Annotated in this window: 21 protein-coding genes; 7 read left to right on the top strand and 14 right to left on the bottom strand. The window is 71.0% G+C overall.

The window, feature by feature from the left end; translation table 11 throughout:
* Positions 1 to 18 precede the first annotated feature (18 nt).
* From DT073_RS05685 to DT073_RS05670, 4 genes are all read right to left on the bottom strand, one after another.
* Positions 19 to 828 carry a DUF1206 domain-containing protein gene (locus DT073_RS05685; protein ID WP_124292511.1) on the bottom strand — a complete coding sequence of 270 codons (810 nt, stop codon included), beginning with the start codon at positions 826 to 828 and terminating at the stop codon, positions 19 to 21.
* Between the two features lie 163 nt (positions 829 to 991).
* Positions 992 to 2503 (bottom strand): HNH endonuclease signature motif containing protein, encoded by a 1512-nt coding sequence (locus tag DT073_RS05680; RefSeq protein ID WP_124292510.1) that lies wholly within the window; start codon positions 2501 to 2503, stop codon positions 992 to 994.
* A gap of 201 nt (positions 2504 to 2704) precedes the next feature.
* Entirely contained in the window at positions 2705 to 3598 is an 894-nt protein-coding gene (locus DT073_RS05675) for an aldo/keto reductase (RefSeq protein WP_124292509.1), read from the bottom strand.
* Between the two features lie 47 nt (positions 3599 to 3645).
* A complete protein-coding gene (locus tag DT073_RS05670) occupies positions 3646 to 4767 on the bottom strand; it encodes a Gfo/Idh/MocA family protein (RefSeq protein WP_124292508.1) in 1122 nt (373 codons plus the stop codon).
* Between the two features lie 195 nt (positions 4768 to 4962).
* Between DT073_RS05670 and DT073_RS05665 the strand changes: the two genes are divergently transcribed.
* On the top strand, positions 4963 to 5163 hold the full coding sequence (locus tag DT073_RS05665) for a hypothetical protein (protein ID WP_240638783.1): 201 nt from the start codon (positions 4963 to 4965) through the stop codon (positions 5161 to 5163).
* Between the two features lie 10 nt (positions 5164 to 5173).
* The gene (locus tag DT073_RS05660; protein ID WP_124292506.1) at positions 5174 to 5653 is read left to right on the top strand and encodes a BLUF domain-containing protein; all 480 of its coding nucleotides are present in this window, start codon (positions 5174 to 5176) and stop codon (positions 5651 to 5653) included.
* Here DT073_RS05660 and DT073_RS05655 read toward each other — a convergent pair whose 3' ends face one another.
* The gene (locus tag DT073_RS05655) at positions 5654 to 6379 is read right to left on the bottom strand and encodes a ThuA domain-containing protein (protein ID WP_124292505.1); all 726 of its coding nucleotides are present in this window, start codon (positions 6377 to 6379) and stop codon (positions 5654 to 5656) included.
* A 122-nt stretch (positions 6380 to 6501) separates the two neighbouring features.
* On the opposite strand from DT073_RS05655, the gene DT073_RS05650 reads away from it, so the two are divergent.
* From DT073_RS05650 to DT073_RS05640, 3 genes are read left to right on the top strand one after another with little or no spacing between them, the layout of a single operon-like run.
* Positions 6502 to 6951, top strand: a complete 450-nt coding sequence (locus DT073_RS05650) for an SRPBCC domain-containing protein (protein WP_124292504.1) — start codon at positions 6502 to 6504, stop codon at positions 6949 to 6951.
* Between the two features lie 12 nt (positions 6952 to 6963).
* Complete coding sequence (locus tag DT073_RS05645) at positions 6964 to 7320, top strand: YciI family protein (RefSeq protein WP_124292503.1); 357 nt, start codon at positions 6964 to 6966, stop codon at positions 7318 to 7320.
* A gap of 24 nt (positions 7321 to 7344) precedes the next feature.
* Positions 7345 to 8586, top strand: a complete 1242-nt coding sequence (locus DT073_RS05640) for an RNA polymerase sigma factor (protein ID WP_124292502.1) — start codon at positions 7345 to 7347, stop codon at positions 8584 to 8586.
* Here DT073_RS05640 and DT073_RS05635 read toward each other — a convergent pair.
* The 4 genes from DT073_RS05635 to DT073_RS05620 are packed head-to-tail and all read right to left on the bottom strand — an operon-like array spanning position 8571 to position 13697.
* Positions 8571 to 9413: a DUF6671 family protein gene (locus DT073_RS05635; RefSeq protein ID WP_124292501.1), complete on the bottom strand. Its 843-nt coding sequence runs from the start codon at positions 9411 to 9413 to the stop codon at positions 8571 to 8573. The two genes, DT073_RS05640 and DT073_RS05635, sit on opposite strands and share 16 nt — an antisense overlap.
* A complete protein-coding gene (locus DT073_RS05630) occupies positions 9410 to 9733 on the bottom strand; it encodes a P-II family nitrogen regulator (protein ID WP_124292500.1) in 324 nt (107 codons plus the stop codon). The genes DT073_RS05635 and DT073_RS05630 overlap by 4 nt, the downstream gene beginning before the upstream one ends.
* On the bottom strand, positions 9730 to 12324 hold the full coding sequence (locus tag DT073_RS05625) for a DUF2309 domain-containing protein (RefSeq protein ID WP_124292499.1): 2595 nt from the start codon (positions 12322 to 12324) through the stop codon (positions 9730 to 9732). The genes DT073_RS05630 and DT073_RS05625 overlap by 4 nt, the downstream gene beginning before the upstream one ends.
* The gene (locus DT073_RS05620; protein WP_124292498.1) at positions 12321 to 13697 is read right to left on the bottom strand and encodes a proton-conducting transporter transmembrane domain-containing protein; all 1377 of its coding nucleotides are present in this window, start codon (positions 13695 to 13697) and stop codon (positions 12321 to 12323) included. The genes DT073_RS05625 and DT073_RS05620 overlap by 4 nt, the downstream gene beginning before the upstream one ends.
* 89 nt (positions 13698 to 13786) lie before the next feature.
* On the opposite strand from DT073_RS05620, the gene DT073_RS05615 reads away from it, so the two are divergent.
* Positions 13787 to 14083 (top strand): helix-turn-helix transcriptional regulator, encoded by a 297-nt coding sequence (locus DT073_RS05615; RefSeq protein ID WP_124292497.1) that lies wholly within the window; start codon positions 13787 to 13789, stop codon positions 14081 to 14083.
* Between the two features lie 114 nt (positions 14084 to 14197).
* Here the strand turns inward: DT073_RS05615 and DT073_RS05610 are convergent, their stop codons facing one another.
* Positions 14198 to 15607, bottom strand: a complete 1410-nt coding sequence (locus tag DT073_RS05610; protein ID WP_124292496.1) for a pyridoxal phosphate-dependent decarboxylase family protein — start codon at positions 15605 to 15607, stop codon at positions 14198 to 14200.
* A 102-nt stretch (positions 15608 to 15709) separates the two neighbouring features.
* Here DT073_RS05610 and DT073_RS05605 point away from each other — a divergent pair, with 102 nt between their 5' ends.
* On the top strand, positions 15710 to 17017 hold the full coding sequence (locus DT073_RS05605; protein WP_124292495.1) for a cyanophycinase: 1308 nt from the start codon (positions 15710 to 15712) through the stop codon (positions 17015 to 17017).
* Between the two features lie 50 nt (positions 17018 to 17067).
* Here the strand turns inward: DT073_RS05605 and DT073_RS05600 are convergent, their stop codons facing one another.
* The 4 genes from DT073_RS05600 to DT073_RS05585 are packed head-to-tail and all read right to left on the bottom strand — an operon-like array spanning position 17068 to position 20938.
* Positions 17068 to 17925 (bottom strand): MurR/RpiR family transcriptional regulator, encoded by an 858-nt coding sequence (locus DT073_RS05600; RefSeq protein WP_124292494.1) that lies wholly within the window; start codon positions 17923 to 17925, stop codon positions 17068 to 17070.
* A gap of 32 nt (positions 17926 to 17957) precedes the next feature.
* Entirely contained in the window at positions 17958 to 19148 is a 1191-nt protein-coding gene (locus DT073_RS05595) for a M20/M25/M40 family metallo-hydrolase (RefSeq protein WP_205783037.1), read from the bottom strand.
* Entirely contained in the window at positions 19149 to 19979 is an 831-nt protein-coding gene (locus tag DT073_RS05590) for an amino acid ABC transporter ATP-binding protein (protein WP_124292493.1), read from the bottom strand.
* Positions 19976 to 20938, bottom strand: a complete 963-nt coding sequence (locus DT073_RS05585; protein WP_124292492.1) for an amino acid ABC transporter permease — start codon at positions 20936 to 20938, stop codon at positions 19976 to 19978. The genes DT073_RS05590 and DT073_RS05585 overlap by 4 nt, the downstream gene beginning before the upstream one ends.
* Positions 20939 to 20951: the final 13 nt, after the last annotated feature.

The raw sequence follows: 20951 nt of genomic DNA, 5'->3' as shown, positions 1-20951 counted from the left end.
GCCGCATCACCACCGGTGTCACATGCGGGCGTAGCGGGCGCGGGCGAAGCAGAACAGGCCGTAGAGGATGAGCCCGGCGCCGACGATCCAGAGGATGACCTGCCCGAACGGCAGCTGCGCGAGGCTCTGCAGTGCCCCATCGAGACCGCCGGCGGCTTCGGGGTCGTGGGTGAAAGCGGCGACGACGAAGAGGATGCCGGCGACTCCGACGGCGACGCCCTTGGCGATGTACCCGGTGACGCCGAACGCGACGATCGCCTTCCGGACCTGCGAGGTGGGGAGGTCGAGCTTCTCCTCGAACTTCTTCGTGGCGCCCTTGTAGATGAACGCGCCGCCGATGGCGAGCACCACGAGGCCGATGAGGACGAGCACGAAGACTCCACCCGGCGCGGCGAGCAGCTGGGCGCTGAGCGACTGCGTCGACCCCGACGATGAGGAGCTTCCGCCCAGCGCGTAGATGAGGGCGGTCACGGCGATCGCGATGTAGGCGGCGGCGGTGCCGAGGTGCTTCACGCGCCTGCCCCACTTCTTCTTGCTGTCGCCGTCCGAGTCGGAGGCGAAGAACGCCTGGGCGATCTCGAAGAGAGCAAGGGCGGCGAGTCCGATGACGATGACCCAGAGCACGCCGAGGCCGAAGGGCGTCTCTCGGATCTGCGCCATCGCGCCGCTCTGGTCTGCGGAGCCGCCACCGGCGCCGGTGGCGATCGTGAGGGCGATGCTGCCGATGATGATGTGGAGGAGTCCGAGGACGGCGTAACCGACGCGCGCGACGGCACGGAAAGTGGATGATGAGTGCGCCGACCGCGCCGCTTGCTTCGCCGTGCTCATGCCGAAACGGTATCCGTCTCCCGCGCGCCCCGACCACCTGTTGACGCGCCCCCTGCGACGTGCTGTGCCACCGCCGGAGCGCGTTTCGTCTCGCTGCGCTCCCCTCAGCACCGGTGCGCACATCCACGGCGACGGGTCAGGCGGCGACATCCACATCGCCGGGTCAGGCGGCGGTGAAGCGCAGCGGACTGCGGGACCTCAGTCGAGTGGGCGGAGCTGCTTCCCCGCTGACCGGATCAGGTGGGGAGTGCAGCCAGTACGCGTCGGCGCCGTCGGGGTCGCGTTCGCGGGTGATCCACTGGCCGCGGTTGTGGAGGCCGAGGTGGCAGTTACGACACAGGGGAACACCGTCGTCGACGTCGGTGTGTCCACCGTGGGACCAGTGGGTCAGGTGGTGGATCTCGGTCCAGCTCGACGGAGCGGTGCAGTGCTCTCCGATGCACCCGCCGTGACGGGCGGCGATCGCGAGACGCTGTTTTCGGGTGAACAGGCGCTGCTCCCTTCCGACATCGAGGGGCCTGCCGGTGCTGTCGCGGATCACCGGAACACTGCCCGCATCACACAGATAACTGTCGACCACGCCACCGGGGATCGCCGCGCCACCGTCCTCGAGGTGCCCCACCCCGACCACCCGCACCCGGATCACCCCGTCGGCGTCGGTCTCGGAGGTGAGGGTGTCGGCGGTGACGAGGATCCGCACCCCGGGTTGCCGGTCCCCGAACGACTGAGCGGGGTCCGCGGCGGCGCCGGTGCGCAGGATCGCCAGCACCGTGTCGTACTGCACCTGCCCATTCGACCGCTCATCCCGCCCACCGTCGGCCGCCGTCGCAGCCGGTGACTCCACGAATCGCGGCCCACGCCGGGGACGCAGCGCCGCGGAGAGGATCACCTGCACCCACGCCGCCCCGTCGTCGTCGAACACGATCTTCGCGTGTTGCTGCCCGTGCTCATCGGTCCATGTCCGTAGCGACCGCGCCGCGAAGCGTTCCTCGAACCGCACAGTCACCCCGACCGGATCCAACCGGTCCCTGGCGATCCGGGCCGCGTTCCGGAGCTCTTCGACGGGGAACACCCCCGCCTCCTCCAGCAGCATCCCGACCGCGGTCGCCCACGCCGCGGGAAGGAACCCCGGATCCAGATCCGGGTACCGCTCGACCGGCGGATCCCCCAGCCCGTCACGGATCGCCCGGAACTGCGCCTGCGTGATCACCCCGCCCGTCAACGCCTCCCGCAGCAACCGCAACCACTCCGGAGTCGCCGGAACCGCGGGCGCTGATTCCGCGCCCGAGACCGCCGGCGGCGGAACACTCGGCGCGAGGTCCTCACCGGTCCGCACCGCACGGGTCACATCCGCGCGCGTCTGCCCCGTGATCGTCTGCACCAGCGTCGTGCCGTTGCGGTGCCCCGTGCGCTGCGCCAACCCGTCGTACCCCAGCTCCCGTGCCGAGCGCCGGGTTGCTTCCGCGGCCGCGGCAGCGGTGATGACGTCCGCCGCCGCCCGCACCTGCGCTGCATCCGACAGCAGCGCCAACAGCTCGTCATCGCCGATCCCGGCGACAACCTCCGACAGCGAACACGACAACGCCGCACCGCAGGCGGCCTCCAGGTCGGCAGCGACACGATCAGCGGCATCCCTCAACCGCCGCGTGGTCGCCATCGCACCGGAACTTTTCATAGAACAAATCTACGCTTTGCCTCCGGCATCGCCGGGAGAGCACGATGATCTGCGTGACGAGACGAGCCAGCAGATCCGGTTAGCAGGACAAAGATTCGAATAAGCGCCGGAGTTGCACCCTAAGGCTGCCACCTGTCCACGATGCGGTGGAAGACCTCGTAGTCCTCCCCCAGCTGCCGGCGACCGTCGTCCTCTCGCGCGCTACTGCGGATCGATACCGACCGAGTACGACAGGCGCTCGACCTCGTCGGCGGACAGCTCGAGATCGGCGGCGGCCGCCGAATCGACGATGGACGCGGCGCGCCGTGCGCCAGGGATCGGAATGACGGTGTCGGCGAGTGCCAGCTCCCACGCAAGGACGACGCGCTGCGGGCTCACCTCGTGCGCCGATGCCACCTCGGCGAAGGCCGAGAAGCGATCGCCCACCGTGCGCGCTCCGCCTCCGGTTCCTCCCAGGGGGCTCCAGGGCAAGAAGGCGATACCGTGCCTCGCGCAGTGGCGGAGCTCGTCGATCGATCCCGGATACTTCGGCGAGAACTCGTTCTGAACGCTCGCCAGGTTGCCCTCGCCCAGCACTTCCACGGCGATGTCGATCTCCTCGACGCTCGCGTTCGAGATGCCGATGTGGCGGATCAGCCCCTCGTCCTGCAGCGCCTTCAGGTTCTGCATGATCTCGCCGTAGACCATCCAGCGGTCGGGCCGGTGGTACTGGTAGAGCTCGATCGCGTCCACCCCCAGGATCCGCGTCGACCGCTCGACGGCGGCGCGGAGGTAGGCGAGCGATCCGTCGCGTCCCCATGTCTCGCCCTCCGCCCGTGTGATCCCGCCCTTGGTGGTGACGAACACAGACGATGCATCGCCTCCCCAGGTGCGGAGCGCCTCTGCCACGATCTCTTCGTTGTGCCCCATCTGGTCCCACTGCGGCGCATAGATGTCGGCGGTGTCGATGAGGGTGACTCCGGCGTCGAGGGCGGCATGGACGGTGGCGACCGCCTCTTCGCGACTCGGGAACACCCGGTCGTTGTTCATCGACAGGGGCATCGCGCCCAGCCCGATCGCCGAGACACGACGACCGGCGAGTGAACGGTGTTTCATGGGGCTTCTCCTTCAGTGGGGGATTGATGCGCCACGGGACGGGGCCCTCAGCGCGGCAGCGCGCCGAAACGCGTCAGGGGCACCGGCGTCGGCCGCTCGACCGTCGTCACCAGTTCGATCCAGCGTCGCTCGGCGGCGGCCTCGAGGAGCGAGGACATGATCTCGAGCACGTGCAGGGCCATCGCGCCGCTCGCGCGCCCGCCACCCGGGCGCACGAAGTCCACCAGACCGACACCGCGACCCGCCGCGACATAACCGGCTCCGACCGGGACCTCGGCCCACTCCTGTGCGCCGTGGCGTCGCATCCTCACCTGGCCGTCGAAGTGATTCGGGTCGGGCGCCTGCAGACTGCCCGCCTCGCCGTGCACCTCGATCGGCGGCGCTCCGGTTTCGCCCCCGTCGAAGCTGAAGGTCACCGTCGAGATCGCCCCGCCCGCGTGCACGAGGGTGCCCGTGACGTGGGTGTCGACCTCGACAGGAATCTCCTCCCCCGCGCGGGGACCCGTGGCGATGCGGCGGATATCTCGCGAGCGCGAGGACGCTCCACTCACCCGCACGACCGGGCCGAGCAGCTGGACAAGTGACGTGAGGTAGTACGGCCCCATGTCCAGCAGCGGCCCACCCCCCTCGCGATAGTAGAAGTCGGGGTGCGGGTGCCACGACTCGTGGCCGCCGGAGGTCCAGGTCGCGATCGCCGCCACCGGCCGGCCGATGAGGCCGGCATCCACAGCGGCGCGCGCGGTCTGGATGCCGGTGCCCAGCACCGTGTCGGGAGCCCCGCCGAGCCACGCACCCGCCGGGACGGCGTCGACGACACTTCGCGCATCGGCCAGGGTGGCCGCAAGAGGCTTCTCGCCGTAGACGTTCTTCCCTGCGGCGAGCGACTGCAGGGCGATCTCGGCGTGCGCCGCCGGGATGGTGAGGTTGAGCACCGTATCGACGCGCGGATCGGACATCAGGTCGGGAACGGACAGGGCCCGGCATCCGGGGATGCCGCGGGCCACCGTCTCGGCCCGGGCGATGTCGAGATCGGCGACGGCCACGACGGCGACGTCATCGCGACCCCGGAAGGTGGTGAGGTACTGACCCGAGATCACCCCGAGCCCCACGATGCCCACCCCGTGGGGCCGAGCGGTGGAACCTGGGTCACTGCCGGTCGACGTCGTCATCGATGCTTCCCTTCGCCTGCGAATCGGGCTCGTCCTGTCCTGTCAGGTTATCGGTCACACGCGTCGCGGCCGCGGGCCGACTACCGGACGGAGACCCGCGTGTGTCACCCTGAGGGTCACGCGTGGATCCACCGGCGCGCAACAGGATGAGTAGGCCAGCTCGTGAACCATCGAGGCAGCAGTCCTGGCGCAGGCGTGGTCTGGTCGCGTGTGGAAGACGGATTCCACGTCGGAAGCCGCAGCGGCGCGTTGCTCGGATACATCATCCGAGAGCGCGACCGTCGGTTCACCGCCTACGACATGCGCTCTCGACCGGTCGGGAAGTACGCCGACCTGACCGAGGCGATGCACGGGCTGGTGGCCCTGACGCTCGGGATCGGCTACGAACGCAGATGAAGGAGACCGCGTGAGGGAAAGCGCAGCCACGCGTCCGCAAGGAACATTCGACGACCTCCTGTCGGTGCTCTACACCAGCACCTCCCATGAACCGCTGGACGACGGCCAGCTCACCGAACTGCTCAGGGCGAGCCGTGAGCGAAACGCCGCCGCCGGCATCACCGGCCTGCTCGTGTATCGCGCGGGACGCTTCTTCCAGGTGATCGAGGGCCCGGCCGCCGAGGTCCGCACGCTCTACGACAGCATCGCCGTCGACCCCCGTCATCACTCGGTGCGCACGCTGGTCGAAGACCGCGTCGACGAACGCCACTTCGCAGAGTGGACGATGGGCTTCGAGCGCGTCCCCGATCACGAGGAGACCATCCCCCTGGGCTTCCGGAGCACCTTCGACGATCTGGATGGCGTCGAAGGTGCCGCCCCGACGATCCGCGCGGCGCGGGAGCTCAGCCTGTGGTTCCGGGTGCGCTCGAGGGCGGCGACGTCGTTCTGATCAGGCCCGCTCGCGCGCGGCCCACAGCATGCCGCGCTCGATGATCGAGCGCACCCGGTCGTCCTGCAGCACGTCGACACTGTGACCGGGGGTCGCCACGAACACCCGACCGCTCCCCCACGCTCGCGTCCAGACCGCGGGCGACGTGACCGGCCGGTGCCACGGCTGGTAGGGCTGCACCGGGTGGATGGTGGTCGCGAGCACGTCGTTGAGGTCGTCGTGGAGCACCCAGTACTGCTCGGTGACGAGGTCGAAGTCGCCGATGCCACGAGTGATCTCATGTTCGCGCCCGAGCGGGGTGATCTCGATCGTGTAGGGCAGGAAGTTGTCGGTCTCGTCGTTGACACGCTCGTCGGGGGCCTTCGCCGGATGTGTTGCGAACTGTCCGCCGATCAGCTGCAGGTAGTCGGAGCTGTTGCGGTACGAATCGGCGATCCCGCCGTGCCAACCGGCGAGGCCGGTCCCCGACGCAACGGCGTCCATGAGGCCGCGGAGCGCATCGGCCGAGATCTCCGACATCGTCACGCTCTGCACGATGAGGTCGGTTTCGGCCATCACCTGAGCATCGGCGTAGACGGCGTTGGAGTCCTCGATCCGCACCGCGAATCCCTGATTGCGCAGGAACGGCACGAAGAGGTCGGTCGCCGCGACCGGCTGGTGCCCTTCCCATCCGCCGCGCACGATGAGCGCACGGCGCTCGGGGTTGTCTCCTGCTCGATCGTTCACCGGTCACCCTTCCGCAACCCGGCACACACTACCCGCGAAGAACTTTTTTCGCGGGTTTGTCGAAACGTCGATGATTCGCGCGTCTTCCCGGTAGCGCCACCGTGGCGCGAAGAGAGGACATCATGTCGACCCAGAAGATCCAGCTCGCCATCAAGGCTCCGGCCGGGAAGGTCTGGCGCGCGCTCACCGACCCCGCGATCTCGCCCGCCTACTACTACGGCTTCGAAGCCCGCTTCCCGACGACCGCGGGAGAGCCATACTCGTACGTGATGGGCGGTCGCGAGGTCATCGCCGGCACCGTCACCGACTACGTCGAAGGGGAGCGTCTGGGCATGACCTTCCGTGGATCGTGGGCGCCGGATGTCGCCGAGCTCCCCGAGAGCCGCGTGACGTACGTGCTGTCGGACACCGCGATGGCGGTCCCGGGTCTGACTCAGCTCACGCTGACTCACGACGGCCTTCCCGAGAGCACCACCGCCGAGGACATCGAGCGCGGATGGGTGCTGATCCTCTCGGGCCTGAAGACGCTGCTCGAGACCTCGGCGCCGCTCGTGCCGGCGCCGACCGCCTAGGAAGGACACCCCATGCAGTTCGCGATCCTGGCGATGGAGGCCGAGGCCGACTACGCCGACCGCATCGATCCTGACCACGCCGAGGCCTACTGGGCGTCGTGGGCGGCATACGTCGCGGCGCTTCAGGACAGCGGCATCATGTCGGCGGCCGCGGGACTGCAACCACCGGGTACGGCGACGACGCTTCGAAACCGAGGCGGTGACGTCGAGATCCAGGACGGCCCCTTCGCCGACGTCAAGGAGCACCTGGGCGGGATCTTCCTCATCGACGTCCCCGATCTCGACGCCGCGATGGCGTGGGCGGCGCGCTGCCCGGCGGCCGCGCGGGGGTCGGTGGAGGTCCGCCCGGTGCTGCCGCCGATGTCCTGATCCCGTGCCGTCCCCACACCGCGGATGATCCACCGCCACGACCCGGTCGACGAGGCGCTCGCCGAGGCTCATCGAGAGCTCTTCGGGCGTCTCGTCGGCTGGCTGTTCCGCCGAGACGGCGATCTGCAGGCCGCAGAGGATGCCGTGGCGACGGCCTTCGCTCACGCCGTCACCGCCTGGCGGGCCGGCGGTGTGCCGGGGTCGGCTGAGGCCTGGCTGCGGGTTGCAGCGCGGAACGCCGCGGTCAGTGCCGCGCGGCGGCGCACCCGGGAGGTCTCCGTCGCCCCCGAGGAGATGACGGGCATGACCGCGAGCGACGACGCGGTCGCAGAAGGCGCGCCCACCCCCGACGACGTCCTCTCTCTGCTCTTCGTGTGCGCCCATCCGGCGATCGACGAACGACTGCACGCCCCTCTCATGCTGCAGGCGGTGCTCGCGGTCGACGCCGCACGAATCGCGGCGGTCTTCCTCGTTCCGCCGGCCACGATGGGTCAGCGCCTCAGCCGGGTGAAGATCAAGATCCGTGACGCCGGGATCCGCTACCGGATGCCTCCCGCCGAAGAGCTGCCGGGGCGGGTGGGGGCGGTGCTGCGCGCGATCTACGCCGCCTACGGATCATCCGATGCTCTCATCGACGATCCCGGCGGCGATCGTCCGGCACTTCGGGACGAGGCACTGCGGCTGGCCGAGATGATGGTGGCCCTGGTCCCCGAAGACCCCGAGGCCCGCGGGCTGCTGGCGCTGTTGCTCCACACCGAGAGCCGACGCCCTGCTCGCTTCGGCGAGGGCGGGTTCGTGCCGCTCGCCTCCCAGGACACCCGGGTCTGGTCGGCAACGCTCCGCCGGCGCGGTGACGCCGAGCTCCGGCGCGCGGCGGCGTTCGGCGCGCTCGGACGGTTTCAGCTCGAAGCGGCGATCAGCGCCGTGCACTCGGCGCGCGCCGAGACCGGCGTCACCGATTGGCAGGCGGTGGTCACGCTCTATCGCGGCCTCCTGCAGATCGCGCCGTCGGTCGGGGCGACGATCGGCGCCGCCGCGGCTCTGGTCGAGGTGGGCGATGTCGATGAGGCAGCGCGCATGCTCGCCGACCTGCCGCCGTCTGCCGTCGCCGCCCATCAGCCGTACTGGGTCTGTCTCGCTCGGGTCGAGGCGGCGCGTGGGCGACACGTCGAGGCGGATGCCGCGATGCGGCGTGCGATCGGCCTGACCACCGACCCGAGGGTGAGGGCGTACCTCGTGGGGCGGTCCGCTCAGGGATTGCACTGATCGCACGATCCGGGATCGGCCCGGCCGTTCCCACGGCCCACCTCGACTCGCTCGTCGCAGAGTCCGCAGCCGTGCACGTCGGCGATGATCCGGCGGGTCGGTTCCCCGCACCACGCGCACGGGAGGCCCCGGATGACCGCGACGCGGCCGAATCCCGGAGTCCGACACGCCGGGCACGGGGTGGTCAACCGCGCGGCGAGCACCCACGCCAGACGGCGGAGAACCCGCTGTCGTGAGGGGTTGTGGTGCGCGCGCAGGTCGCGCTCGAGGGTCATCGGCCCCGCCGAGCGAGCGACGGCGAACAGATCCTCGACGGCCGCGCGGTCGGTGATCCCCTTGTGCAGCGTGCCGTCCGGCATCCGGATGATCAGGGCGTTCTCGGGGAAGCCGAGTCGCCTCAGCCCCGCCTCGATGCCGACCCCCTCCCGCAGCGTCACCGGCGCCGGCACCGCCGCGAAGGCCCGGATCGTCTCCACGACGCGGGTCCCCCGCTCCTGATCGACGAAGACCGCGATCTCCTCGTGCATGACCGGGCCGAACCCGCCCGCGCTGGAGACGTACGACGCCTCACTCGCGAGTCCGAGGGAAGACCCCGACTCCTCGGTCGCCGCGACCGCCTTGGCCGTCGCGGCCGCCACCGGCACAAGGGTTCTTGCGACCTCCCCGCTGAAGGTGCCGAGCAGGTCGGTGTCGAGCGCGCGCGTCGCCCGCGCCGTCATGCCGTGCCACCGCGCGAACGCGGGCGCGAACTGCCGCTCCTTGCCGTGCAGCGTGCCGACGGTGACGGTCCGTCCCTCGTAGGGCCGGGTCCTGGCGGGTGAGGTCACGCGAAGTAGTCGGGTCGGCTCACGGCCGTCGCCGAGACGAACATCACCCCCGACGTGCGATCGAGGATCGGCCGGATGCCCGCGACGATCGCATCCGCCCGATCGTCGGGCACCACCGTGATGAGGAGCGTCAGCGCATCGTGGTCGTTGAATAGCATCCGGCCGCCGCGCGCGCCGTGGTGGCCGAAGCCCGAGACGCCGGAGACCGAGGTGTACCCGCGGGCGCCGACGGAGCGGATGAGCTCCGCGACGTCTGCCGCATCGTCGCCGGGAACGACGATCTCGATCTTGGTCATGGGGGTGAGGGCGGTCGTGCTCATCGTGAAGCCTCCAGGTTCTCGAGGGTGGGAGCGGGAGTATCGGCCGGAACGGGTGCCAGGTCGGGTTCCTCCACCCAGCCGTAGGGTCCGAACCGCAGCCAGCGGTCGGTGTCGTGCTCACGGGCGCGCAGCGTGATCCACTCTTTGACGACGAGGTCGCGGACGACCTCCGCCGATTCCAGAAGGTGGTTCAGGCGGGCGAAGGGCGCCTGCACGAACACCTGCAGGCGCACCGGCTCGTGAACGAGCTCGCCGCCGACCCCGACCGACTGCCATGGCAGGCCGATGCGCAGGTCGCCGCCATACCCCGAGAGCACGCCGACGGTTCCGACGACGTTGTGCAGGGGCTTGGGCCCGGCGCCGAATCGGTCGGGTGAGAGAGCGGATGCCGCGTACTGAGCGTTGATCCATTGCGCGACGATCATCGGGGCGGTGAGGATGGTCTCCAACCCCGAGCCGTCGGGGTCGGCGTCGGCGTCGTAGCTGTGGAGGAACGCCCGCCGGCCGAGGTCGTGTCCGCCGGTGATGCTTCGCGGTCCCACGATGAAGGCGGCGTTGCCCGCGAGGCCCCACTCGGGGTACACCTCGGCCCAGTCCGCCCCGCGACGGGCGGTCTCCCGCAGTGGATCCGCGCCGGGAGCGACCCCGGGCAGCACCGCCAGCCGTTCCGCCGCATGGCCTGCGCGCGCGCGGCCCAACACCGCGTCGAGGCGCTCGACGTCGTCGGCGTGCGTCGCCGGGATCGCCCACGGCTCGAGCAGCCGCACACTGTCGGTGACGGTGTCGTGCTGAGCCGCGACGAAGAGCGTGTCGTCGGGGATGCGGATGCCGCGCTCGGCGAGCCGGGCACGGGTGGGCGGGTCGTTGAAGACCAGGGCGGCCGCCCGGGCGTTGGGCGCGCCCTCGTGTCCGCCGCAGGCACCGCACTGCAGGGCCGACGCGTAGGGGTTGTTCGTCACCTCCGCGCCATGACCGGCGAGCACGACGAGGCGGGCGAAGCCGTCGACGAGACCCATCATGCGCAGGGCCGCTTCGGCGTAGAGCACCCGTTCGTCGAGATCCATCGCGACATCCGCGTCGAGTCGGGTCGCCGGTTTGGCCGGCAGCAGACGACCGACCCGCTCTCCGAGCGCCCGCCATCCGGTCGGGCTGACGGTGCGGGCAGCCATCGCCGGGCCCATGAGCCACCCGGCGGTCTCGGCCAGGGCGAAGGGCGTGATCGTCGATTCCTTGACCCGCCCGAACGTGCCGCGCAGGGCGTGACCGCCGGCGAGCCGCTCCTGCCAGCGGGCGAGGGGCTCGCGGTCGGAGGAGGATTCGGTCACCGCGCGGCGCGGCGTGAGGAGGACGGGGCACGAGGCGACGGCCGGCCCGCCCGCAGCGCTGCGGAACGAGATCGGCACGGCGAAGAAGCCGGCGAAGCCGAGAGTTTCGACGTGCCCCGCCGCTTCGAGGTGGCGGCGGATGCCCTCGGACCGCGGGTCGATGCAGAACACCGCCTGAGCGAGCGGTCGTCCGGTTGCCGGACCGACGGGCCGCAGCACGGGAGCGACGACGGGGGCGAGACGCCGGGCGACACCCCGCTCGTAGGCCTCCTGCCAGATCGCCCGCCGACTCGCCGGGTCGACGAGGCTGAGCACGCGCGCCAACGCCTGCCGCACCGCGGGATCGGTGACATCGACGCCCGCCGCCCGGCCGACGGCGTCGATCCTGTCGTCGCCGGGCGCCGCCGGGGCCTGCGCAGCGCCGACGTACCCGAGCTCCTCGGGCGAGAGGTCGCGGTCGGCGAGGAGGAGGGACTCGAGGGTGACCCTCATCGCGACGAGCGCGGTCACCGACATCCGCTCGTCCCCCGTCATCGCGGCATGGCGCACTGCGGCCGTCCAGCCGGGCTGCGCCAGCACATGCGCGCGCAGGTACTGCGTCGCGGTCGCGTCGTCCCATTCCCACCGGGAGAGCACGTCGGCGATGGCGTCTTCGGGGTGCGTCGCCGACCATCGGATGCCGGAGCGCACGCGCCGCGGCAGACGCAGGTCGAGCGGCGCGAGCCGGCGCCAGGCCTCCCAGAGCCCGCCGTCTTCGGGCCCCCGAGCCCAGGAGGCCTCAGCGAAGGCGGCGCTCAGCCAGCGGCCGATGTGCTCGTCGATGCGCGCGTGCGCCTTCGGCGCCTGGAGCGCGGCCGGCGTCTGAAGCGCGGGGCGCGGCGAGGCGTCCGCGGGCGCGTGGCACAGGTCGATCAGGAGCAGCTCCCCGACCGTCACCTCCGTCTCACCGCAGCAGAGGATGCGGGGGCTCCGCGCCTCGGCGACGTGGAAGGCGATCGCACGGCGGAGGTCGTCTGGGGTGATCCGTCCCGCAGCCAGGAGCTGCCGGAACACGGGCTCGGGGTGCGTGAGGCCCGCGCCGTGGTCGGCCGCGACCGCGCGGATGGCGTCTTCGAAGCTCAGGCGTTCATAGTCGGCGACGGGATTTCGCGCGATGAAGGTCTCGAGCGGGTAGTGCGGCGAGATGGCGCGCGCCGCGGCGGCGACCATGCCGCGGATCGCGGCGCGCTGCTCGAGGACGCTGTCGTGCAGGGAGGGGAGGGTCATGACGCGCTCCGGTATTCACGAGGGCCGGATGATCCGGCGGGAACGGACGAAGAGACCGGCAGGGGCGGACGCCCCCAGCCGAGGGCGAAGACGTACGCGCGATCGGCGAGTGCACCCCGCGCCCGCGCGAGGAGGGCGACCGCGACGCCGGCGACGAAGGTCGCGACGGCCAGCGTGGCCGGCATCGCCGCAGCGGCGGGCGGGAGACCCAGGATGCCGCCGAGATCGGCGACCGCGAAGACGTAGATCGCGACAGCGCCGCCGACGAGTGCCACGCCGGCCAGCCGTGCCCCGGCGGGAAGCGCGCCCCCCGCGAGCTGCGCGGCGGCGACGGCGGCGGTGGTGACGACGAACAGCAGAAGCACCGCCGACGGGCTCGTCCACGCCGCCGTACCGGCCACCGCGGTGGCGGCGACGGCGATCACCGCGAGGGCGGCGAGGAGCGGCATCCGGCGGTCGTGGTCTCTGCGGGGAGCGGCACGACCGGCCACCGCCCGCTCCACGGCCGACCCGGCGCCCAGGAAGAGGCTCGCCTTGAACAGCGCGTGCCCGATCACGTGCACCAGGGCGACGGCGAAGGCGCCCAGGCTGCACGCGAGGAGCATGAATCCCATCTGCGCCGCCGTGGACTGGACGAGCCTGCCTTTCACGTCGCTTCGGGTGAGCATCGCTGCTCCGGCGATGACGACCGTGAGGGCTCCGGCGATACCGACGACGAGGGGGCCGGCGAGGGACGGAACGGCGTCGGTGCGCAGCAGCAGCAGAGCCCCGGCGTTGACGAATCCGGCGTGGAGGAGGGCCGAGACCGGTGTCGTGCTCGCGACCGTCGCGGGCAGCCACCCATGGAAGGGCACCGACGCGGCGCGGGCGACGGCGGCGACGGCGATCAGCGCGCCCACGGCGCTGGCTGTCACGGGCTCGATGTCGGCGAGCGCGGCGAACTGCGTCGTTCCCAGCGCCTCGAGCGACAGGACGACCGCGCCCCACAGCGCGAGATCGCCGATGAGGAAGGCGACGGCGGAGCGGCGGACCGCCACCACGGTCTGCGGGGCACCGCCCGTGGCGAGGAGGAGCGCCATGACGACGCTCGCAACCGTCCAGCCCGCGGCGAGGACGACGAGGGTCGACGCGGTGACGGTGACGACGCTCGCCAGCGCGAAGACCGACGACAGGGCGAGGAAGCGGCCGGCGCGCGGATCACCGCGCAGGTGCCGCCTGCTGAAGGACTGCACCACCGCCGTCAGACCCACCACGAGCACGGCGAGGGCGGCTCCGACGACGTCGCCGCGCAGGACGGCGACGGCGAGACCACCGAGAAGGGTGACGACCAGCACCATGGTCGGCGCGAGAGAGCGGAGGGTGGGCCATGTCATGCGTCGCACAATACCTGTATTGTATTGCCGGTGTCAAAGCACACGTTTCAGATGTCCGCCGTGCCGACGCTCCCGCGTAGAATCGAGGCATGAGCGGATGGACCTTCATGACCAATCACGCTCACGTGCTCATCTACGTCGCCCGCGATCCGGGCGCGCGGGTGCGCGACATCGCCGATGCCGTCGGCATCACCGAGCGAACGGCGCAGGGGATCCTCAGCGACCTCGTCGACGCCGGCTATCTGCGTCGCGAGAAGTCGGGGCGGCGCAATCGCTACGAGTGCGTCGAAGACCTGCCGCTGCGGCATCCGATCGAAAGCGACCATCTGATCGGCGAGCTGTTGGCGACCCTCACCAAGCCCGGCCCCCGGGCCTCGGCCGACTGACGGACGCAGGGCGCAGCCGCTCGGCACGTCGAGACCCACCCGCGCGGCCGAGACCTGTCGTGACGCGGTCGGTCGCGGCGGAAGGAGTCGGCCCCGACGACCGAAGAGGCAGGGTCAGACCAGCGAGTCGAGGATCTCGCCGAGCAGCTCGTCGGTGGTGAGCGGTGAGATGAGGGCGATCCGCAGCACGGGCTCGCCCCGGTGCGAACTCGGCACGACGAACGCGCGCTGCTCGTCGAGCAGCCTGTCCGACCACGCCTCGTAGTCGGCGAGCGACCACCCCTCACGGCGGAACACCACCACCGACAGGTCGGGCTCGCGGACGAGGGTGAGGCCGGGGCGACGGCGGATGTCGTCGGCGAGACGCTTCGCCCGCGAGACCGCATCGGCGATCGTCGTGCGGTACTGCTCGGTGCCGTGCACGGCGAGCGAGAACCACAGCGGCAGGCCGCGGGCGCGTCGGGTGAGCTGAATGGCGAGGTCGGAGGGGTTCCAGTCGAGCGAGTCGGTGAGGGTGTCGAGGTACTCGGCCTTCTGGGTGTGCGCCTGGATCGCCGGCACCGGGTCGCGGTAGATCAGGGCGCAGGCGTCGAAGGGGGCGAACAGCCACTTGTGCGGGTCGACGATGACCGAATCGGCCTGCTCCACGCCGGCGAACAGCGGTCGCGAGGCGGGCGAGAGCATCGCCGCGAGTCCGTAGGCGCCGTCGACGTGGAACCACACCCCGGCGTCCTTGGCCGCGTCGGCGATCGAGGCGATGTCGTCGACGATGCCGAAGTTCGTCGTTCCGGCTGTCGCGACCACGGCGAACACCCGATCGCCGTGGTCGTCCAGCACCGCGCGCACGGCCGCGCCGTGCAGCTTGCCGTCGTCACCCACGGCCGCGGTCAGCACGTCGACATCCATCACGGCGGCGGCCGACGCGATCGACGAGTGCGCCTCGGCGCTGCAGACCACGGCCCAGCGGGCGGGAGCCGGCCGCTCGGTGTCGGCGGCGCGCCGGCGCGCGTGGTCACGCGCCGTGACGAGGGCGGAGAGGTTTCCGATGGTCCCGCCCTGCACGAACACCCCGCCCGCCGAGGCGGGGAGGCCGAACTCGGCGGCGAGCCACCGGAGCACCTCGTTCTCGGCGAAGACCGCCCCCGAGCCCTCCATCCACGAGCCGCCGTAGATCGCGGATGCCGATACGACGACATCGAACGCCAACGCGGCCTTCGACGGCGCCGACGGGATGAAGGAGAGGTAACCGGGGTGATCGGTCGACAGGCAGGCGGGAGCGAGCACGTGCTCGAACAGCGCAAGGGCGCGCTCGGACCCCATGCCGTCGGGTCGGATGGAGTCGCCGGCGAGCCGGCGGAGGTCTGCCAGGCGCATCGCGCGATCGAGGGGCACGTCGGAGTAGAGCGCGCGCCGACGCGCATATTCGAGGACCTGGTCGACGACGGCCGTCGTCTGCGGGGTGATCGCGTGCATCCGCGCGGCGGTGTCGAGGCCCGAGGAGGGCAATTCGGGCGCTCGCGTCATCGGGAGACCTCTTCCGTCGTCATGTAATGTGCGTTAGCTTCAGTCATGAAGATACCGAATCCGTATCGTACATTTCACCGTCGTCGTTTCGAAGGAGAAACCGTGACCTCATCCGCTCGCACGTGGGGCGTTCTCGCTCTATCCTGCGCCATGATCGTCGGCGTCGCCGCCCCTGCGACCGCCGCCCCGCTGAACCGGTCGAAGCCCCTCGACCCGCATGCCGTTCTCATCGGCGGCAATCTCAAGGAGAACGCAGAGATCCTCCAGACGATCGTCGACCTCGCAGACCCCGACGGAACCGGACCCGCGCGTGCGCGGATCGCGATCGTGACGGCGGCGTCGTCGACGGCGCGGACCCCCGCCGAAGCCGCCGACGCGACGCTCAACAACGCCGCAGCCAACGGGCTCTACTACGCCGAGCTCTTCGGCCGCTTCGGCGCGGACACCTACGCCGTGCCGATCGACACCCGTGCCGACTACGACGGAGACGCCTACTACCCGGCGCGCGCCTCCGATCCCGAGGTGGCGGCGCAGATCGCGGCCTCGACGGGCGTGTTCTTCGGCGGTGGCGATCAGATGCGATACGTCCGGACGCTGTTCACCTGCGACGACGCCGAGCTCGAAGCCTTCACCTCGTGCACCGATACTCCGGCGATGACGGCGATCCGTCAGGTTGCAGGTCGCGGGGTCGTGGCCGGCGTGAGCGCGGGCTTGACGATCCAGCAGGGCGCCGACATGATCACGGGCGGTGAGTCCTACCAGGCGCTGCGCGACGGTGCGACCCCCGGCTATCTCGACGACGCCACCGCCCTGGGGTACCTCCCCTTCGGCGGTTTCGGCTTCGTGGACGGCGTGCTCCTCGACAGCCACTTCACGACGTGGGGCCGGCAGGGGCGCGCGGCGAAGCTGGCGCTCGAGACGGGGAACCCGTACGTCCTCGGCGTCGACGAGACCACGGCGGTGGTGCTCGACCGCGATGACCACGAGGGGCGCGTGATCGGCGAACACGGCGCCTCGATCCTCGACGTGACCCGCGCGACGGTCACCGACACCGGGATCGAGAACGTGCGGTGGAGCTACGCCAGCGCCGGAGACGAGATCGACCTGCGCGGTCGGGCCGAGGTCGAAGACGCGCGCGGCGCGAAGAAGCTGAAGCCCCGGGGCGCCGATGCGGCCGTACGCACGGATGTCTGGGACTCGATCGACGGCGACGGCGGCGTCTACTCCCTACGCGATCTGGCCCGGGAGGTCGCCGCGTCACGGACCGGCGTCGGCACGGGTGTGAGCTTCGAGGGTGAGCCGCGGTTCGAGACCGTGCTCACGCGCGACCGGAAGACCGACGTCTGGACGACTCCCGCGGGCGCCGTGTCGTTCTCCGACCTCCGGATGGACATCCGCGTCGCCGACTGACCGCGCGCGGCCTTGCTCGGGGCGTCCCGCCTTCGCGGGGCGCCCCGAACTCAGTAGAGACCGAGATCGGCGGCGGCCCGGTCGGCCCGCGCCATCCGGTCCACCGCCGCGTCGCCGAGGCGCTCGAAGCAGCCGGCGACCACCGTCTCGATGAGTGCGAGCGCGGGCGTCAGGGCGTCGAACGGCGACGGGGCGGCCGTTTCGCTCGCGAGCACCACGTCGGCTTCCGACGCGATCGGCGAGAGGAACGTATCGGTGAACAGCACCAGGACGGCGTGGCGCTCGCGCGCGAGCCTCGCGAGCCGAAGCGTGGCCTCCTCGTAGCGTCGGTAGTCGAACAGCACCACGACGTCCCGCCGCCCGAGGTCGTCGACCATCGCCGCCCGCGCGGACGGTTGGTCGGAGAGCATCCGCACCCGCGGGCGGAGTTGCTCCAGGTGCAGTGCCAGAATGCGACCGAGCAGGTTGCTGTAGCGTCCGCCGGCGATGACCACCGAGCCGGAGGCGTGAGAGACGAGCTCCACGCAGCGCTCGAGGTCATGGGTGTTCACCTCGTCGAACGTGCGCTGCACCGTTCCCGTGGTGATCGCCGCGGCCCGGTCGCGCAGGCTCTGTGGTTCGGAATCGGAGGGCGGGCGCGACGCGAGGATGCGCAGCGGCGACGCCGAACGCTCGTCGAGGTCGTGGCGGAGGGCCTCCTGGAAATCGGGGAACCCCCGATAACCGAGGCGATGCACGAACCGCAGCACGGTGGGACCGCTCACCCCCGCACGCTCGGCGAGACGTGCCACCGTCTCGAATCCGGCGGACGGGTAGGCGGAGAGCAGCACCCGAGCGACCTTGCGCTCGGCGGGCGAACAGTCCGCCATCCCGCGCCGGATGGACTCTGCGACACCGGCATCGGTCATCTGCGGCACCTCCGCCCTCGACAGTACTGCCCTCATCCCTCCGCGATGCGGACGACGAGTCCGGCGAGCAGCGCGACACGTTCGGGAACCGAGGCGAGATCGAGCCACTCGGCCGGGGAGTGGTCGTCACCTCCGATCGGGCCCAATCCGTCGAGGACCGGAACGCCGAGCGCCGCGACGAAGTTGGCGTCCGAGACGCCGCCGGTTGCCGCGCCGCCGAGAGAGAAGCCGAGTTCGGCGGCGACGTCACGCGCCGCCGTGAAGAGCGTCGCCGTAGCCGTCGGCTCCAGCGGCGGACACAGTGCCTCCGTGCGGAACGCGGTGACGACACCGGCGACCGTCGGCGCGTTCGCGCGCCGCTCGAGCGCGCGCAGCGTCTGCTCGAGAGATCCCGCACCGAACGCCCGGACCTCTCCGCTCAGCCGGGCTGCAGCGGGCACGACGTTGGGCCGATCCCCGGCCGCGACGACGCCGATGTTGACCGTCACCTCGCCCTCGCGCGCCAGCTCGTGCGCGTCCAACAGCAGACGGGCCGCCTCGACGGCGGCGTCGGCGCCCCGCTCGGGCTCCACACCGGCGTGCGCCGCACGCCCCGACACGTCGAAACGCACATCGGCGACACCCTTGCGAGCGATGACGACATCGCCGTTCTCCCGCGCGCATTCCAGGCACAGCGCGGCGTCGACTCCTGTCCCCACGGCTCGGAGCAGACCGCCGGAGGCGGGCGCCCCGACCTCCTCGTCGGGGGTGAAGGCGAGGATGAGCTCGCCGTACCCGACGTATCCGGCGCGATCCAGCACATCGGCGGCGTGGATCCCGGCGAGCAGCCCACCCTTGTCGTCGCTCACCCCCGGGCCGAAGGCGCGGCCTCCCGATTCCCGGTAGGGGCGCAGGTCCGCGGTGCCGTCGGCGAAGACGGTGTCCATGTGGGCGAACAGCAGGATGCGGCGCGTACCGGTGCCGCGGCGTCGACCCACCACGACGCGGCCGAAGCGTCGACCGTCGACGACCGGCGTCGGCAGGGACTCGACGGCGAACCCGGCCGCGTCGAGCCGGGCCGCACACCACGCACCTACGGCGTCGACCCCGTCCGGGGAGTACGACCCCGAGTCGATCCCGACCAGGTGCGCCAACTCCCGCCGATATCGTGCGAGGTGCTCGTCGGCGTACGCACGCAGCACTGCGGCGGATGCCGACGCCGCGGCATCCGTCTGGAACAGCACTTACAGGACCTTCGCCAAGAACGCCCGGGTCCGCGCTTCGCGTGGGTCACCGAGCACCTGAGCCGGATCACCCTGCTCGACCACGACGCCACCATCCATGAAGACCGCCACGTCGCCGACCTCGCGGGCGAATCCGATCTCGTGCGTGACGACGATCATCGTCATGCCCGAGTCAGCGAGATCGCGCATCACATCCAGCACGTCGCCGACGAGTTCGGGGTCGAGCGCCGACGTCGGCTCGTCGAAGAGCATGACCTCGGGATCCATCGCCAGTGCCCGCGCGATGGCGATCCGCTGCTGCTGCCCACCCGAGAGGGCACTGGGATAGGCACCGGCCTTGTCGGCGAGCCCCACCCGCTCGAGCAGGTGATGAGCCCGCTCCCTGGCCGCGGCGCGCGACTGCCCGCGCACCTGGGTCGGCGCCTCGATGATGTTCTCCAGCGCCGTCATGTGCGGGAAGAGGTTGAACCGCTGGAAGACCATGCCGACGCCACGGCGCTGGCGCGCGACGTCCTTCTCCTTCAGCTCGTACAACTTGCCGCCCCGTTCGGCGTAGCCGACCGTGCGACCGGCGACCCGGATGAGCCCGGCGTCGATCTTCTCGAGGTGGTTGATGCACCGGAGGAAGGTCGACTTGCCCGACCCCGAGGGTCCGAGCAGGCACGCGACCTGGCCGCGCTCGACCTGAAGCGTGATGCCCTTGAGCACCTCCAGCGACCCGAACCGCTTGTGCACATCGCGGGCATCGATGATGGCGGTCTCGGATGCCGGGGGGACGGATGCCGCCGCCGCGGCGTGCTCACGCACCGGTGAGGTCACGGGGGTGGTCATTTCGTGCCGCCTTTCCAGGTGCGAAGGAGTCGGAGAGTGCTGCTCTCGCGCGTGCCCGCGACGCCGCGCCCGTAGCGGCGCTCGAGCCAGGCCTGCGGCACGGCGAGGATGCTCGTGAGAGCGAGGTACCAGATCGCGGCGACGATGAGGAGCGGGATGATCTTGAAGTTCTGGGCGTAGGCGGCCTGCAGGTTCGACATGAGGTCGCGCCCCGCGATCACCGACACCAACGCGGTGGTCTTCAGCATGGTGATGACCTCGTTCCCCATCGGCGGCACGATCACGCGCATCGCCTGCGGGAGCACGATCCGCCGCATGGTGCGCGCCGGGGTCATCCCGAGCGAGTGCGCAGCCTCGGTCTGGCCGTGATCGACCGACTGGATGCCGGCACGCACGATCTCAGAGGCGTAGGCCATCTCGTTCAGGCCCAGGGCGAGGAGCGCGGCGACCGTCGCGGGGATGAGGTCGCTGGTCGAGACCGACCAGAATTCCACGCTCGTGAACGGGATGCCGATGACGATCTTCGGCAGGAACGCGCCGATGAAGCCCCAGAAGATCAGCTGGAGGAGCACCGGGGTTCCGCGGAACACCCACACGAACAGGCCCGCGACCACGCGGAGTACCGGGTTGGGCGAGAGGCGCATGATCGCCACGACGACTCCACCACCGAGCCCGATCGCCATGGCCGCGACGGTGAGGAAGATGGTCGTCGCGAGGCCCTGGAGCGTGAGCGGCGCGAAGAGGTACTCCCCCACCGTCGGCCAGTCGAGGTTGGGGTTCTGGGCGAATCCCAGGAGGAGCGCTGCGGCGAGGATCCCCACGATTGCGCCGGAGATCCATCGCCCCGGGTGCCGGAGGGGCACCGCGGTGATGGGTGCGGGCGCCGGGCGCGCGGGCTCCCCGGCGCGGGCGGGAGGAGGAGGCGTGGGTGTGTCGACCGGGATCGAGGACGTGACCATCGGTGCTCCCCCG

This window comes from Microbacterium sp. ABRD28, assembly GCF_003850245.1.
In the GTDB taxonomy this organism is placed as follows: domain Bacteria; phylum Actinomycetota; class Actinomycetes; order Actinomycetales; family Microbacteriaceae; genus Microbacterium.
This window is presented reverse-complemented; position numbering and strand designations above follow the sequence as displayed.

Coding starts and splice junctions, on each gene's coding strand:
- DT073_RS05620 (WP_124292498.1), bottom strand. CDS start 13,697: ATGACATGGCCCACCCTCCGCTCTCTCGCGCCGACCATGGTGCTGGTC.
- DT073_RS05630 (WP_124292500.1), bottom strand. CDS start 9,733: ATGAGCACGACCGCCCTCACCCCCATGACCAAGATCGAGATCGTCGTT.
- DT073_RS05645 (WP_124292503.1), top strand. CDS start 6,964: ATGCAGTTCGCGATCCTGGCGATGGAGGCCGAGGCCGACTACGCCGAC.
- DT073_RS05615 (WP_124292497.1), top strand. CDS start 13,787: ATGAGCGGATGGACCTTCATGACCAATCACGCTCACGTGCTCATCTAC.
- DT073_RS05675 (WP_124292509.1), bottom strand. CDS start 3,598: ATGAAACACCGTTCACTCGCCGGTCGTCGTGTCTCGGCGATCGGGCTG.
- DT073_RS05585 (WP_124292492.1), bottom strand. CDS start 20,938: ATGGTCACGTCCTCGATCCCGGTCGACACACCCACGCCTCCTCCTCCC.
- DT073_RS05600 (WP_124292494.1), bottom strand. CDS start 17,925: ATGACCGATGCCGGTGTCGCAGAGTCCATCCGGCGCGGGATGGCGGAC.
- DT073_RS05685 (WP_124292511.1), bottom strand. CDS start 828: ATGAGCACGGCGAAGCAAGCGGCGCGGTCGGCGCACTCATCATCCACT.
- DT073_RS05625 (WP_124292499.1), bottom strand. CDS start 12,324: ATGACCCTCCCCTCCCTGCACGACAGCGTCCTCGAGCAGCGCGCCGCG.
- DT073_RS05650 (WP_124292504.1), top strand. CDS start 6,502: ATGTCGACCCAGAAGATCCAGCTCGCCATCAAGGCTCCGGCCGGGAAG.
- DT073_RS05680 (WP_124292510.1), bottom strand. CDS start 2,503: ATGAAAAGTTCCGGTGCGATGGCGACCACGCGGCGGTTGAGGGATGCC.
- DT073_RS05670 (WP_124292508.1), bottom strand. CDS start 4,767: ATGACGACGTCGACCGGCAGTGACCCAGGTTCCACCGCTCGGCCCCAC.
- DT073_RS05590 (WP_124292493.1), bottom strand. CDS start 19,979: ATGACCACCCCCGTGACCTCACCGGTGCGTGAGCACGCCGCGGCGGCG.
- DT073_RS05640 (WP_124292502.1), top strand. CDS start 7,345: ATGATCCACCGCCACGACCCGGTCGACGAGGCGCTCGCCGAGGCTCAT.
- DT073_RS05610 (WP_124292496.1), bottom strand. CDS start 15,607: ATGACGCGAGCGCCCGAATTGCCCTCCTCGGGCCTCGACACCGCCGCG.